Origin of the sequence: Rhodococcus sp. YL-1 (assembly GCF_001942025.1) — a bacterium.
Classification (GTDB): domain Bacteria; phylum Actinomycetota; class Actinomycetes; order Mycobacteriales; family Mycobacteriaceae; genus Rhodococcus_F; species Rhodococcus_F qingshengii.
Genome location: NZ_CP017304.1, coordinates 126469 through 139623, shown reverse-complemented (window position 1 = coordinate 139623; position 13155 = coordinate 126469). Strand labels below are relative to the sequence as shown.

14 protein-coding genes are annotated in these 13155 nt (G+C 60.9%); 7 read left to right on the top strand and 7 right to left on the bottom strand.

The window, feature by feature from the left end; translation table 11 throughout:
* The first annotated feature begins 390 nt into the window (after positions 1-390).
* Positions 391-1245 carry a phosphoadenosine phosphosulfate reductase domain-containing protein gene (locus BH682_RS34710; protein WP_075836683.1) on the top strand — a complete coding sequence of 285 codons (855 nt, stop codon included), beginning with the start codon at positions 391-393 and terminating at the stop codon, positions 1243-1245.
* Between the two features lie 688 nt (positions 1246-1933).
* Here the strand turns inward: BH682_RS34710 and BH682_RS36190 are convergent.
* Genes BH682_RS36190 through BH682_RS34685 form a run of 5 tightly spaced genes read right to left on the bottom strand, consistent with a single transcriptional unit; the run spans position 1934 to position 4159 of the window.
* Complete coding sequence (locus BH682_RS36190) at positions 1934-2107, bottom strand: hypothetical protein (RefSeq protein ID WP_155419214.1); 174 nt, start codon at positions 2105-2107, stop codon at positions 1934-1936.
* A 13-nt stretch (positions 2108-2120) separates the two neighbouring features.
* Positions 2121-3014 (bottom strand): hypothetical protein, encoded by an 894-nt coding sequence (locus BH682_RS34700; RefSeq protein ID WP_075836601.1) that lies wholly within the window; start codon positions 3012-3014, stop codon positions 2121-2123.
* A 29-nt stretch (positions 3015-3043) separates the two neighbouring features.
* A complete protein-coding gene (locus BH682_RS34695; RefSeq protein ID WP_075836599.1) occupies positions 3044-3367 on the bottom strand; it encodes a hypothetical protein in 324 nt (107 codons plus the stop codon).
* Positions 3368-3403: 36 nt separating this feature from the next.
* On the bottom strand, positions 3404-3823 hold the full coding sequence (locus BH682_RS34690) for a hypothetical protein (RefSeq protein WP_075836597.1): 420 nt from the start codon (positions 3821-3823) through the stop codon (positions 3404-3406).
* A 3-nt stretch (positions 3824-3826) separates the two neighbouring features.
* The gene (locus BH682_RS34685) at positions 3827-4159 is read right to left on the bottom strand and encodes an HNH endonuclease family protein (RefSeq protein ID WP_223304551.1); all 333 of its coding nucleotides are present in this window, start codon (positions 4157-4159) and stop codon (positions 3827-3829) included.
* 159 nt (positions 4160-4318) lie between these two features.
* On the opposite strand from BH682_RS34685, the gene BH682_RS34680 reads away from it, so the two are divergent.
* Genes BH682_RS34680 through BH682_RS36185 form a run of 3 tightly spaced genes read left to right on the top strand, consistent with a single transcriptional unit; the run spans position 4319 to position 8063 of the window.
* Entirely contained in the window at positions 4319-5494 is a 1176-nt protein-coding gene (locus BH682_RS34680) for a tyrosine-type recombinase/integrase (protein ID WP_058037612.1), read from the top strand.
* On the top strand, positions 5487-7646 hold the full coding sequence (locus tag BH682_RS34675) for a tyrosine-type recombinase/integrase (protein ID WP_083291452.1): 2160 nt from the start codon (positions 5487-5489) through the stop codon (positions 7644-7646). Before BH682_RS34680 ends, BH682_RS34675 begins: the two co-directional genes overlap by 8 nt.
* 18 nt (positions 7647-7664) lie before the next feature.
* Positions 7665-8063 (top strand): DUF6262 family protein, encoded by a 399-nt coding sequence (locus BH682_RS36185; protein ID WP_047270891.1) that lies wholly within the window; start codon positions 7665-7667, stop codon positions 8061-8063.
* Here BH682_RS36185 and BH682_RS34665 read toward each other — a convergent pair.
* Both BH682_RS34665 and BH682_RS36180 read right to left on the bottom strand, forming a co-directional pair.
* Complete coding sequence (locus BH682_RS34665) at positions 7960-8862, bottom strand: HNH endonuclease family protein (RefSeq protein WP_070160272.1); 903 nt, start codon at positions 8860-8862, stop codon at positions 7960-7962. The two genes, BH682_RS36185 and BH682_RS34665, sit on opposite strands and share 104 nt — an antisense overlap.
* Positions 8847-9035, bottom strand: coding sequence for a hypothetical protein (locus tag BH682_RS36180; protein ID WP_143542546.1), 189 nt, complete (start codon positions 9033-9035; stop codon positions 8847-8849). Before BH682_RS36180 ends, BH682_RS34665 begins: the two co-directional genes overlap by 16 nt.
* Before the next feature lie 188 nt (positions 9036-9223).
* Between BH682_RS36180 and BH682_RS34660 the strand changes: the two genes are divergently transcribed.
* Genes BH682_RS34660 through BH682_RS34650 form a run of 3 tightly spaced genes read left to right on the top strand, consistent with a single transcriptional unit; the run spans position 9224 to position 13130 of the window.
* Positions 9224-10330 (top strand): tyrosine-type recombinase/integrase, encoded by a 1107-nt coding sequence (locus BH682_RS34660; protein WP_047269064.1) that lies wholly within the window; start codon positions 9224-9226, stop codon positions 10328-10330.
* Positions 10327-12534, top strand: a complete 2208-nt coding sequence (locus BH682_RS34655; protein ID WP_058037609.1) for a tyrosine-type recombinase/integrase — start codon at positions 10327-10329, stop codon at positions 12532-12534. The genes BH682_RS34660 and BH682_RS34655 overlap by 4 nt, the downstream gene beginning before the upstream one ends.
* A complete protein-coding gene (locus tag BH682_RS34650; RefSeq protein WP_047269065.1) occupies positions 12531-13130 on the top strand; it encodes a DUF6262 family protein in 600 nt (199 codons plus the stop codon). The genes BH682_RS34655 and BH682_RS34650 overlap by 4 nt, the downstream gene beginning before the upstream one ends.
* Positions 13131-13155: the final 25 nt, after the last annotated feature.

The window sequence follows — 13155 nt, the reverse complement described above, 5'->3', positions numbered from 1 at the left end:
ATGGCGTGCGAAGGACCTGAGGGCGCGGACGGCTGCACTTGAGGTGCGACGCGGACCTGAGGTCGCTCGTGCTGAGGTGATGCGTGACTGGTTGCGCGGTCGTCAGGGCGTACTTGATGATGACTGTCGGTGTCCGGCGCCTTCTCACCGTTATCTGCGCTGGCATCGAGCCACGGTGGCAATTCCGGATTGCGATTACCCTGTTCACTAGGCATGGTCCCCCACTTTCGTCGAAATTCGTTTTGGACGATTTCCGCGAACGTATCACCGAGTAGATACACGACGAACAGGTCAATACCTGCCGCGGGCTCTGAGATTCGTTCACAAATACACGTTCGCTCTGAGATGCATAGCGTCGATACAGTTGAAAGTCTCACGAAAGGACCCATGATGACCGCAACGCCGGATGGCCTGAATATGGCTGTTCTCAACAGCTTTCGTCCGGCGCGGCACGATCTGGCGTCAATACGGACAAGAATCGCTGCGCACCTGGAAGACAATGACGGCTATGTCGCATTCTCCGGCGGCAAGGATTCTCTCGTTGTGCTCCACCTCGCACTTTCGGTGGAGCCGAATGTTCCCGTCGTCTTCTTCGACTCGGGAGCGGAGTTTCCCGAGACGTACGAATTCGTGCAACAGATCGCGCAGGAATGGAAGTTGAACTTTCAGGTTTATGCGGCAGAGCCGTCGCTCCTGGAAGTCCTCGCCAGCGACGGCGGTTGGCAGCACGGCAGCCGTGCAGGTGACCACTCGCCGTCCGCTTCTTTGCAGGACGCGTTGATTGCGGAGCCTTCTCGGCGCGCGCACACCGACCACGGTCCAGGCGAGATGTGGGGTGTGCGCGCGGACGAATCGGCTAAAGGCACTGGTAGATGGTCTCTCTATTACAGCAATCTCGCGCTCGAAATTGAACGAAGTTGCCGATCATGTTGTGCCACCAAAGCCGAACAACGCCGGGCTCATGGAGGATCGATTGCGCGCGCGGACAAAACACGCGCGTACGGGCCGGTGTGGGATTGGACCCGCGACGATGTCTGGGGGTATATCGCTCGACGCGAACTTCCTGCCAACCCGATCTACGACAAAATGCGTGGCCTCGGCGTTTCAGAAGCAAATTTGCGGGTCAGTCATCTCGTGGACGGTCATTTCCTCGAACAAGGTCGGGCTACGTGGTTACGGCGCGGATGGCCGACGTTGTTCGAGGAAATCGCGGATGTCCTTCCTCGCATCCGCGAGTACGTCTAATTGCCTGCGCATGTGATCTATTCGCCGATTTGGAACGAGTTTTGGGCCACATCAGTGCATTGGAGATAGGACTCCGCATGGGATCGGCCATCCACATACGGCCAGTTGCAGTGCCACCCGTCGATTGTTGCGAACCGCCCCTGACCTTCACTCGCCACCGACGCATCGTTGAGGTATCGCTCACTGACTGCCAATGCGGTCGCGCACTCGATGGACCCGGTTAGGACGATCACCGGCTGAACAGCGCCTGTCGCGTGGGGGATGACTGTCCCGCATGTGTCGCCGGCCGATGCGGCTACAGGCGACGAAATTTCGGGCTGAACTGGTAACGCGATACCGGGCTGTGTCGGGGAAGGATCGAGGGTTCCGTCTGTGATCCCCGCTTGTCCTCGGGCAGACGTCGCACCAGCCTTGCCCGGCGCTGCGGTAGAGGTTGACGAGCGGGATGCTTCGCTGGCGGTTCTTGCCGCTGACGACTCGCTCTCGGATCCCGAATCAGTGCACCCTGCGACTGCAGCCACAATCATTGCTGCTATCGCGATGGTGCAGCGTCTGGTGGAATGTCGCTTCATCAGTACCTTCTCCGTTGCGCTTGATTACTTTGTACACGTGGACTTTTCAGTTGCACTCTGACTGTCTCTGCGGTTAAGATCTGGGCACTGAGATTGCACAGTGAGAGTCGGAGGCATCACCTTTTAGGTGACCTCCGATTTTTCTTTTCGCCAACAACGTCATTGTTGTCGGCGTCCGCGGTCGACAGATCCTCCGAAGCCGATTCAACGATGTTGAACGTCGACTTGCCAGCCAAAATGTCGGGGTGCATGAATATTTCGGGGCGGCCTTGTGCGTCGGTGTAACCCATGATCGGCTTCTTTCTAAGTCGTGTCGGGCGTTGTGATCTCGCGTAGTTGCACGACGATTCGTTCGCCGGGCGGCAGACCGGGTCGTTCGTACGGCGCGTTGTGCACAGCGACTACTTCGACATGCATTCCGCGAGGAAGCACGTGCGCGGTGTTGTTCCCGCTGTCAGACTGGCCGAGGTACATGCCACGGCTCGTTTCGATCTCGAAGGCAACGTCGTTGGGGCCTCGATGAGCGTCCAGTTCGTGAAGCGTGTGTGCGCCGGCTGTGAAGCGGTCAAAGGAAATCACTGCCCCTGGTTGCAAATTCGATGGCCAATCATGCTGTCCGGCCACTGGATGAGGCATGGTGACTTCGGTGTAGACCAGATGGCCTCGCCCTGTTTTCGATTCCGCAGATTGGATCGCACGGTCGATGCGCTGGACCTCTTTTCGTTGTTTGTCGTCGAGCATGACCGCGTCGCCGTTAACTCTCGACAGGGCGGCGTTCGTCTCCTCCCATGTCTTCGGGTCCGACACCAACCCGTGTAACGCGCGGTGTTGTGTCCCCGGCATCGCGTCGAGAACAGCACGTTTGGCCACCGAGCGCGCTTTGCGTTGTCTCGAACTCAAGTTCTTGCGGAGTTCGATCTCGCCAGGCAAGTTTCGGCGCAATCGTGCATCGGTGATCGGGGCGGTGCCCGGGCGAGGAAAAGCACGGTTGAGATCCTTGGAAGCTCGGGTCAGACTCATACCTTCGGTGGCCGAGTCGAGGTTCCGAGCGGATGCTCTTTCCTTCTCTCGCTCTGCATATCGCTCTTCGGGAATGACAAGAGCTTGCTTTTTCGTCGCCACGTTCGAGTTTCCGCCGTCGACGTCCACGACACCGGATACGCCGTCTGGGCTCGATCTGGTGTAGCTGCGAGACATAAGGGTCTACTTCCTCGAATGGGGTCCGATCACGCAGTTTTGCGGTGCGGAGTGGGGACTTGAGTTCCCAACGTCATCGCGGTGTCGAGGACATCGGAGATGTTCCGGCTGATTCTTCCGCACACCACACATTGGGCGGGGAGATGTTGAGTGAGCAATTCCACGAAATGGATGTGGCACACCAGGTGCGGACTCGGGGTCCATCCGGCGCAGCAGTCTCTCAATGTGAGAGCCCACTGCGCCGGCCGGACGTGAGTCACCTCGACGCCAGCTTGCTTTTCGAGCTCGCAGCTGGTGCAGGCAGGGAGGACACGTACAACCGAATCGATATCGAGCGGCGAGTTGTGGTCCATCGTGAACTCCTCTGTTCTGCAAAGCTGGCAGGCGATTTAGTCGTTGTGATCGGTACGGCTGGGCTGTTCACCGGTTTGACTCGGCGGGGTCGGCGGGGTGGCCGGCTGCGGGGTTTCGGCAGCGGCCGGCTTCTGCCGGCGCGGTTTCTTCTTCTTCGGCGCCGAATAGCCCATCTCTGTAAGTTCACGTGCGGTCCAGCCACCCGAAACGGCTGTGTCGTATGCGGTTTTGATCTTGTCTTCCGCCTCTGCGTGTTCTGCGTCGAGCGCGTCGAGTTCCTGGGCATGCTTGGCAAGAAGAACCTCGCGCTGATCAAGTATTTCCTGCGCAGAGGCCTGTGCCTCACCAATTGCGCCGACAAGCGATACCCGCGCCTGAAGCGCCTTGTGGGCCAGGGCCTCAGCACTCTTGCGTGCTGTGTCCACGGCCTTCTTGTTGGTCGGTGTGGGGCTCATCTGTCATTTCTCCTTGGTTATCGCCGGATCCAGTCCGCACGCAAGTGAAGCGCTGTGGAGGTCACCGGTGGTGACGCTCAGCGCGTAGTCGCGGGCGACTGTCAAATAGCGTGCCGCATACTCGCATCCGTACGCAGCATTGGGGGGCATCCATTCATCGAGCCCTTTGTCGGATTTCTTCCCGTTCGTGGATCCGTCCACGGCCATCAGGTTGCGATCGATGTCGTTGGCAAACTGGATTCGTTTGTCGACAGTCCACTTCGAAGCACCCATTTTCCATGCCCTCGCAAGGGGATACACGTGTAATCCGTAGCTAGTAGTTAGTGCCGTTGACATCATCCTGAGCTTCCTTCCACAGATTCGGGACATGTGGGCGACGGTGTTATCTGCAGGTAGCGAAGTACGCCGATGACACCGCAGACACGCGCCGTTCGGGTGCCTCGAATTAGGCAGCGCCGGGCGTAGCTTCGACTTCAGACGAACGGGAGCGGGCTGATGGCTACAGCGCAACGTGTCACTCTCAACGACGGTACAACGACCTGGACGGTGATCGACAGATCGTTCGGTCTCGTTGAGCCGGTCGAGGCCTACCTCGAGTACGGGCGGCAAATCGACTTCCGGCCGAACACCACCCGCGCCTACGCACAGAGCCTGGCCCAGTGGTGGTCGTTCCTGGAAGTGACCGGCACGTCGTGGGATGCGGTGAAGCTGCACGACTTCGGCGACTTCATCTCGGCCCTGCGCTACGGCGAGCAGGACTCGCCGATCCGCGAACTCCGCCCCCGACCGACGCTCAGCGACAGCACGGTGAATCTCCGCATGCGCGCAGTGATGAGTTTCTACCGCTACCAAGCCGACAGCGGAACAGACGCTGCGCCGTTCCTGTGGAAGCAAGCCCACGTCCGATCCGGCCGCTACCTCTCGTTCCTCGAGCACGTGGCCAGGCGAGCGCCACAGAAGCGCGCCGCCATCCGAATCCGCGCCGCCCGCAAGGCCATCCCGGTTCTGGCGCCGACCACGATCGACGCCCTCCAAGGCGCCGAGGCCACCTACGACCCAACACTCGAGGAGTGGAGAGGTGACCTGCGATATCGGTTCCTGTGGGCAGTCCTGGCGGAATCGGGCATGCGGATCGGCGAAGCCCTCTCGTTGGAGCACCGCGACTGGAACACCGGGATCGGCGGCAAGAGCGCCCGGGTCGCGATCGTGAGCAGGCCACACCCGTACGGCCTGTCCGCCAAGTCCGGGGAACGCGAGGTCCACATCGGGTCGCGGCTCGACCGGCTCTACGCCGACTACGTGTGGTGGCTGTGCGACCGAGGCGCCGATGTCGCCCTCGATGATTGGGACAGCAGCTACATCTTCTGCAACGTGATGCGGAACCCGCTGTTCGCGCCCCTGCGTACCGAGTCGGTCTATGCGCACCTGCGCTCGATGAAGCATCACGACACCGCCCTCCCGAACCTGATGACACCGCACTGGTTTCGGCACACCCACGCCACCGCGCTGTTGCTGGCGGGGAGTCCCGTCCACACCGTCAGCCGCCGCCTCGGACACGCGAGCGTGCAGACCACGATGAACATCTACGGCCACGTCACCGAGGACGCCGAGCTGGCCTCGGTAGCGAATTGGCGCGAATACGTCGCCGGATGGGAGTACCCGAATGTCTAGCCCAGCAACCGATCCCGCCATCACGTCATGGTCGCGCAGCCCCAAGAGACTGCACCAGATCGACCCGGGGTTGGCACTAGCGGACATGTTCGACCTCACCATCGCCCGCAGGCTCTGGGACTCTCTGCCCGAAGAATGCCGCAGCGATCACTTCGACAAGAAGACGATGCCGGCGCACTACCGACCGGCGATCCGCGAAGTCAACGTCGGCGGGAGCTGGACCTCCTGCTACCTGAACTTCCGCGGTTTGCCGGAGCCGATGACCTGGGAGATCGCCTGGATCATCCACCGGCGCATCGAGCTGGGTCACTTCGTCCGCGTCATCGAGACGAATGCCGCCTTCATCCTGCTGCGCGCCGCGATGAATCACGACGACGAGTGCCGGTCGGCGCAATCGCTGCTGCACCGTTCGCCTGACGAGTGGGTGCGATCCGCACGGAAAGCACAGATGCGCGGTGCGAAGATCGGCGAATCTGCGTTCAAAGGCGGCACCTACCGCCTCGGGCACATGGCCGCCGTGCTCGGGTACGCCTATCACCGCGGCCCGTGGTGGGAGCTGAACGTCTGGAATCCCAGCCTCGACCCGAGGGTGCCCCAACGCGACCACGAACCGCAAGGTCGCACGACAATGCACTTCACCAACCTGACCAGCCTGTGGTTGCGTGAAGGAGCGAAGTACTGGCTTTCGGCGGGCCTGACCACGGAGCGGTACTCGTGGAGCACGGTCAAATCGCGCCTGGACGCCCTGAAATGGCTGCAACGCTACATCGACACCACCGCCGATCAGGGCCCGTGCCTGACAACGGACCCACACCGCCTGCGGGACTTCATCCGCGGCTTCTGCGACATGCTCCTCGCACACCGCATCGAGTCCGGGGTACGCGCGGGCAAGGCGCTGGCGACGAACCCACGCCGCCAGATCATGACCGCGATCGAGCAGTTCTACCAGTTCATGTATGACCACCGGGATGAAGCCGCCACCGAACTCGGCATCAGCGCCTGGGCCACTCTGCGACCCGAGCACTGCGTGCTGTTCCGCCCCGAGGACAAGCCCCGCTTGGCCAACGTCAAGGCACACGACATGGTCCTCGAAGAGGATGTCATGCAGCAGATCGCCGAGGGCAGCGGCCTGCTCGCACAGCCTGTGAAGGAGGGCGGGCTCGGCGACCTGCAAGCCTTCCACATCCTGATGCTTCTGCTGCGCACCGGACGTCGCGCCAACGAGGTGCTGATGATGGACTTCGACCCGCTCGAACCGATCCTGCACAATCGCACATACGGTGATCCTGACAGCGCGGGCTTCGTCGCCCGGATGCGGTATCAACAGACGAAGATCGAATCGAACGTCGCACCCACGATCCCCGTGGACGAGGAGATCGTCACGATCATCCGAGCCCAGCAAAAGCACGCCCGAGACATGATGGCGCACTTCGGAAACTCTGACGTAACGCCGAAATACCTGTTCCTCTGCGCGAGCCGAAACCGACTGGGCGACAAGCCTTACCCGCTTCCGACAATGCATCTGCGGTTCAGCAGGCTCACCAGACTGCTCAACATCAGAGACTCCGTCGGCCGTCAGGTCGCGGTCTCCAAGACACACCGCTTCCGGCACACCGCCGCGACCAACCTGATCAACGCTGGAGTGCCGCTTCACGTCGTGATGCGCTACTTCGGTCATGTCTCCCCGGACATGACCTTGCACTACGCCGTGACCTCTGCGCAGACTATGGAGGAGGAATTCCTCCGATACAAGAAAGTCACCCGCGACGGCCGCACCGCCTCGATCGACAGCTCCGACCTCTACGATCTGATCCAGCTCGACAAGCGAGCTGACCGCATTCTGCCCAACGGTTGGTGCACGCTCCCACCGAAACAATTGTGCGATAAGGGAAACGCCTGCCTGTCCTGCTCGAAGTTCGTCACCGACTCCACTCACGCCCCGCAGTTGCGGACCCAGCTCACCGACACGGAAACCCTGATCGAACACCGGCAAGCAGTGTTCACCGCGAAGTACGGCGCCCCGATGGACGAGACGAACATCTGGCTGCAAGGCCGCCGGATCGAGGTCGACTCGCTCAACCGGATCCTGCTCTCGATCAACGATGTTTCCGCCGCCGACAAGGCCGTTCGCGGCCCCGGAACCACCACCTAGAGCAAGGAGAACAAGCCCGTGCCCGAACACCTCACCGCCGCAGCGCGACAACGCCACACCGAGACCAGAGCGCGCGCGGAAGCGGCTCTGCTGGCACTCAGCAATGCAGGCGAGCCGGTCACCTTCGCGGCCGTCGCTCGCCGCGCCACGGTCTCCACCGACTTCCTCTACAACCAGCCCGACCTGCGCACAAAGATCAACGACCTCCGCACCAGGCGCCCGCACCACCGAACAACTCCGGAACAGATGTCCGAACGCGAACGGCAGTCCGCATCGTCCGCGGTCAGAGCACTGTCCTCGCAGCTCAAGGAACTCAAACGCCGGCACGCCGAAGAGCTCGGCGAGCTGCGCAAGGCGCTCGCGGTCGCCCACGGCGAGAACCTCGCGCTGCGGCGACGACTCGCCGACTCCCGCTAGCGCCCTGAGGGTAATCGGTTTCGCTGCTCGTCCACGAAACACGACCCGCCGCCTCGGCATTGGAGGGAAGCGCCAGGCCGGGACACGTCGACAGGACAGCGGCAATCGCGTCTTTCTCCGCCTTGGTCACCCACAACCGATACCGGAGTTTGACCGCGACCTGACGAGCCACATAAGCACATCGGAACGCCTTGTTCGGAGGAAGCCACGAGGCGGCATCGGAGTCACTCTTCGCCGAGTTCGGAGCCTGCGTAGTGGCGATGAGATTGAGCGGATCATTCGCCAGGTCGACACGTTCGGCGGCAGACAACTGCTGCGCGCCCTTCTGCCACGAATCACCAAGGGCGACTACATGCTCGATCGGGACGAGTGGCGAAGTCGTCTCCCCGCGAACGAAATTCACCGTGGTCCCGGTATACGGATCGTGAAGGACTCCCGACTGCACCACGCACGGCGGCGCGGCCACACCTGAGCGGCCCTTGCACGTGACGTCCATAAGGTCACGGGAGAGTATGTCCTCGCGAGTGCTCAGCGAGTTCCCGCCCCACATAGCGGTGTTCGTATCAGTCCACGCGGCACCGAACTCGCTGCGCGCATACCCCGTCTTCGGCGCACGACCCTTCACCGCAAGCTGCTCCAACGCGGACAGTGCCTCTTCAACCTGCGCACCAGGCGCAGCGGTCTCCGACACCGGAGCGGCGAATACCGTCCCGCCATCAGCAGGAAGGGCCGAGCAACCAGAAACAGCGACAACGAACGCCGCAGCCACCGCCGCGACGCCGCTCACGCTCTGGCCCATCGCACTGCCACCACAGCCATCAGCGGCATGACATCGACATAATGACCAGCAGAAAGAGGAAGACTCCTTGACAAAGCTGCTGATAAGACATGGTCGATCTGAACCGCCGAGGCGTTGGCCTTCTCGAATTCGATGGTCGTGCCGGTATAGGAATCCTGAAGTGTTCCTGCCACGACGACACAGTTCTTCGTCCCCGGCTTCGTTTCAATGGTGGTGAGTTGTTGCGCCAGAACATTGTTACGCGTTATCTCTAGCGCCGCATCAGGATGAAGGCACGGTAGGCACGGCGTGTCGGTCGCCCTGTCCCTCATGGTTATCTAATAGCGTCTATGCCACAGGTGGGACAGCCATAGGAGTGGCGATGTCGTGTGCTGTAGAGAAGGTCATTTCACCGACGACGGGGCAGTCGGGTTGGGTGATCGTGGACGAAGAATCCATGCGCCCGGTCGCGGAGGCTTCCGAGTGGGTGCTGTTCATGCAAGGCGCCGGAAGGTCACCTCAAACAATCCGCGCATACGTTCCTCGGGTCTGTTGGTTCTTGAACTGGACTGCCGGTCGCGGACTGGATTGGCACGAGATTCGTGTAGGTGAACTCACTCGTTTCAAATTCGCCGTCGAACACACCCCAACCGTCCACTACCGGCTGCGCTCCGGCAGATCGGTCAACGCAGTGATGACCGCTGTCGTCGAATTCCTCAGGTTCTGCGGAATGCGTGGATTGGTCTCCGCAGATGTTGTTTCTGGGCTGTCCCAGCCCAAGTACCTGGCCTACGCACCCCGCGATTTCCACGAAGGTGAATCCGGTCAGCATCGGCTGATTCGTGCCAGAACCCTCAAAGCGCCGGAAGTCGTAAAGCCTCCGGAAATTATTACTGAAGAACAGTTTTCGCATGCTCTGAACTCCGCGAACACCGAACGAGACCGTTTTCTGGTGCTGTTGCTGGTTCGTTCCGGACTCCGAATCGGAGAGGCATTGGGTTCGCGCCGTAGCGACCTGCATTTCCTTCCGACCTCGGTTCATCTGGGATGCCAGGAACGTGGACCTCATGTTCATGTTGTTCGGCGTGAAGGCAATTCGAACGGTGCCCGCGCTAAAGGACAATCCCGAGTCGTACCGGTCAGCGACGAGGTGGTCACTCAGTATCGCGAGTACCTTCTCGAACGAGACAGCGTGCCCACCGCAATGACCTCGGACTTCGTGTTCGTCAACCTTCTCGGGCATCACGCCGGTTCGCCGATGTCGTATTCGAACGCAAAACAGATTGTGGAAAGGATCGGCAACCGTGCCGGTTTCCGATTGCGGCCCCACATGTTCCGGCATACGGCAGCCACAATCTGGACGCGCAACGGCACCGGTATCGACGTGGTTCAGTCGTTGCTCGGTCATGTGAGCCGAGCATCGACCGCGATCTATCAACACCCCGACGCGGAGGACCTGAGGGCGGCAGTGGAAAGAGTGGGCATATGAGCATCACCGCTCTACCCGTCGAGTCAAGAGCCCTCTCGACTGGAAACGAACAGACCTGGAAAGCGTGGTTGATCGAACGAATCGACCCGCAATGGCGAGTCGCGGAATGGGATTCACGCCGACAGGTATTCACCGGAGACGTCGACAACGAAATGACAGCGGTCTATCTGTGCCGAGTCGACCGATGCATGACGGTCGTGGAAATCTTCGACCGCCGTTGCAGGCGGTGCGAACGCCACCGCAAGCTCAACGGGACCTCACCTTCATTCTTCGACCGGACATTCGACCCCGATTCGGTTCCACGAAGAGACGAAAAAGCCTTTTCGAAAGTCGATTTCGAACTCAGTGAGGTGAACGGCACTGTTGCGGCGGAGATTATTTACGGAGTGCAGCAGCGTGACCGTGATCAGATCATCTTGGTTCCGATGCGGATCCGCAGCATAGTTTCCCACCTCCCACCGGATTGTCGCTCACTGCTCGATGTCGCCGGAAATCGCCAGTTCGAGAAGGCACTCGGAGCTGCAGCCGGTGGTGTGTTCCGGTCGTTGGTCACACATCTGCAGCGGGCGCACGTCGTGTACTCCGGTACTGATCCCACCATGGCCGACGTGTGGAAACCTGCCGTCGTGGGCCTGCAAGCTGCTCCGGACCGGCGATACAGTGCGGCCGGTGGCGTTGTGGACTTCCGAGAGATCAGACAGCGATGGCTTCGAGAGATCACCAAACAATTCGGCCGCGAGGTACGCCCACCCGTGACGACACTGCGGCACACCGTTCATGCCGCCGAAATCGCTTCACGGCAACTCTCGCTGCGCACGAACGGCGATCACCCCGAACTACTCGACCACGGTGACATGAGCGCTGTCGTCGAGGGTTTCCGCACCAGCGCCGATCGAGAGGGCAAGCCCCATTCCTTCACCCATCGACGATCATTGCTCGGGTGGTGGCGCCGACTTCTCGAGTTCTCACGCCGCACGGGCGCAATGGATGACATCCCCGGCTCCTTCGCACTCGATCTGCGTTCGCACACAATTGCCCAGGTCGAGACCAGCGAGGACGACTTCGGACGCACGATCCCCGAACATGTCATCGCACAACTCGATCAACACCTCGAGCTGCTGGGTAGGCACTCCACGTACTCCGCGCCGGGCTGGAACCCTGACGACTACGCCATGATGTATCAGACGGTCTACCAGATCATCCGGGACACCGGTCGACGCCCGAGTGAGATCGTCGGGCTCAAACGCTCATGCCTGGACTGGGTCGACGGCAAGCCCACACTCGTCTACGACAACCGTAAACGTCGCAGAATGGGGCGTAGATTGCCGATCAGCACTGCAACGGCAACCGTGATCGACCAATGGCTCGACCACCTTCAATCGCTGTCTGTTCCGGACACACTGTGCGACTGGCTCTTTCCCACGCCGGGAACCCGCAACAACATTCGCCGCGGGCACTTGAGCGGTGCGCAGTTCGGGTCCCGGGCCTTCGCCATCTGGATCGATGCAATCCCGGAACTTGTCGACGAAAGACTCGACGATGACGGAAACCCAGCTCTCTACGACAGATCAATGATCACTCCTTACGGATTGCGGCACTCCTACGCTCAGCGGCACGCTGACAACGGCACACCGGTGGACGTCCTACGCGAATTGATGGATCACCGCAGCGTCGACACGACCATGGGATATTTCTCCGTCACACTCAAACGTAAACGCCAAGCCACCGAGGAGATTTCGAAGTTCGCGATCGACAGGCACGGACGACCGGCGGGATTCACGTCGGTAACGGAGTACGAGCGACAGTCGGTGGCCGTGCCCTTCGGAAACTGCACCGAACCCTCGAACATCAAAGCCGGCGGCCAACACTGCCCGATCCGATTCCAGTGCGCAGGATGCTCCTTCTACCGACCGGACCCGTCCTACCGGCCCGCAATCGAGCAGCATCTCGCAGAGCTGCGCACAGACAAAGAAACTGCAATCGCCACCGACTCCGCGTCGTGGGTGATCACCAACTTCGACGCCCAAATTCACGCGTTCACGGACGTCATCTCGTCGATGGACGCAATGCTTGCCGACCTGCCCGCAGACCAACGCGCGGTCATCGACAACGCCTCCCGCGAACTGAGGAAAGCGAGGACCGCAGCTGCCTTCATACCGCTCGAGTCCGTAACCACCCACACGAACGAGGACGAACAACGATGACTGCCGATGACCGTGACATACGAACCCAACGGCTCATCGCCTCCCGTCGACGTGACAGCGCTGACAAACAACGCAGAACGCTGACAGTCATCGCCGACCTCTCATCCGCTGGCGAACGCATCAACATCAGCGAAATAGCGCGTCGCGCAGGCGTTTCTCCATGGTTCATCTACAACACCGCAGCAATTCGAACCGCCGTCGAACGCGCCACAGAAGAGCACTCCCACACCGCCACCAGAAGCAGCGCCGGACGCACGTCCGCTACGGCGGACAGTCTTCACGCCGAACTGTTGATGGCGCGTGAGGAAGTTCGGGCGCTACGAACGGACCGAACCAAGCTCGAGACCAAAGTGCAACTACTACTCGGCAACCAACTCGAACACCTGCCGCACGACACACTGCTCGCCCGTATCCACGAGCTCGAACAGATAGCAGCCGAGCTGCGCTCGGACCTCGACTCCGAACGCAGACGCGCCGACACCATGACAACACGAACCGAAGAACTCCAGGACGAGCTCACCGCCGCCCGCGCCTCACTCAAAAGGATGGTTCAAAGCGTTTCTCCAGCACGACGAATCGAAGCAATCGGCACATAAGAACACACCCCAGCAAGCATCGGAA

Bases quoted from the DNA above. Each gene is read 5' to 3' on its own strand.
- BH682_RS34710 (WP_075836683.1), top strand. From the start codon at position 391: ATGACCGCAACGCCGGATGGCCTGAATATGGCTGTTCTCAACAGCTTT.
- BH682_RS36190 (WP_155419214.1), bottom strand. From the start codon at position 2,107: ATGGGTTACACCGACGCACAAGGCCGCCCCGAAATATTCATGCACCCC.
- BH682_RS34700 (WP_075836601.1), bottom strand. From the start codon at position 3,014: ATGTCTCGCAGCTACACCAGATCGAGCCCAGACGGCGTATCCGGTGTC.
- BH682_RS34695 (WP_075836599.1), bottom strand. From the start codon at position 3,367: ATGGACCACAACTCGCCGCTCGATATCGATTCGGTTGTACGTGTCCTC.
- BH682_RS34690 (WP_075836597.1), bottom strand. From the start codon at position 3,823: ATGAGCCCCACACCGACCAACAAGAAGGCCGTGGACACAGCACGCAAG.
- BH682_RS34685 (WP_223304551.1), bottom strand. From the start codon at position 4,159: ATGTCAACGGCACTAACTACTAGCTACGGATTACACGTGTATCCCCTT.
- BH682_RS34680 (WP_058037612.1), top strand. From the start codon at position 4,319: ATGGCTACAGCGCAACGTGTCACTCTCAACGACGGTACAACGACCTGG.
- BH682_RS34675 (WP_083291452.1), top strand. From the start codon at position 5,487: ATGTCTAGCCCAGCAACCGATCCCGCCATCACGTCATGGTCGCGCAGC.
- BH682_RS34665 (WP_070160272.1), bottom strand. From the start codon at position 8,862: ATGGGCCAGAGCGTGAGCGGCGTCGCGGCGGTGGCTGCGGCGTTCGTT.
- BH682_RS34660 (WP_047269064.1), top strand. From the start codon at position 9,224: ATGTCGTGTGCTGTAGAGAAGGTCATTTCACCGACGACGGGGCAGTCG.
- BH682_RS34655 (WP_058037609.1), top strand. From the start codon at position 10,327: ATGAGCATCACCGCTCTACCCGTCGAGTCAAGAGCCCTCTCGACTGGA.
- BH682_RS34650 (WP_047269065.1), top strand. From the start codon at position 12,531: ATGACTGCCGATGACCGTGACATACGAACCCAACGGCTCATCGCCTCC.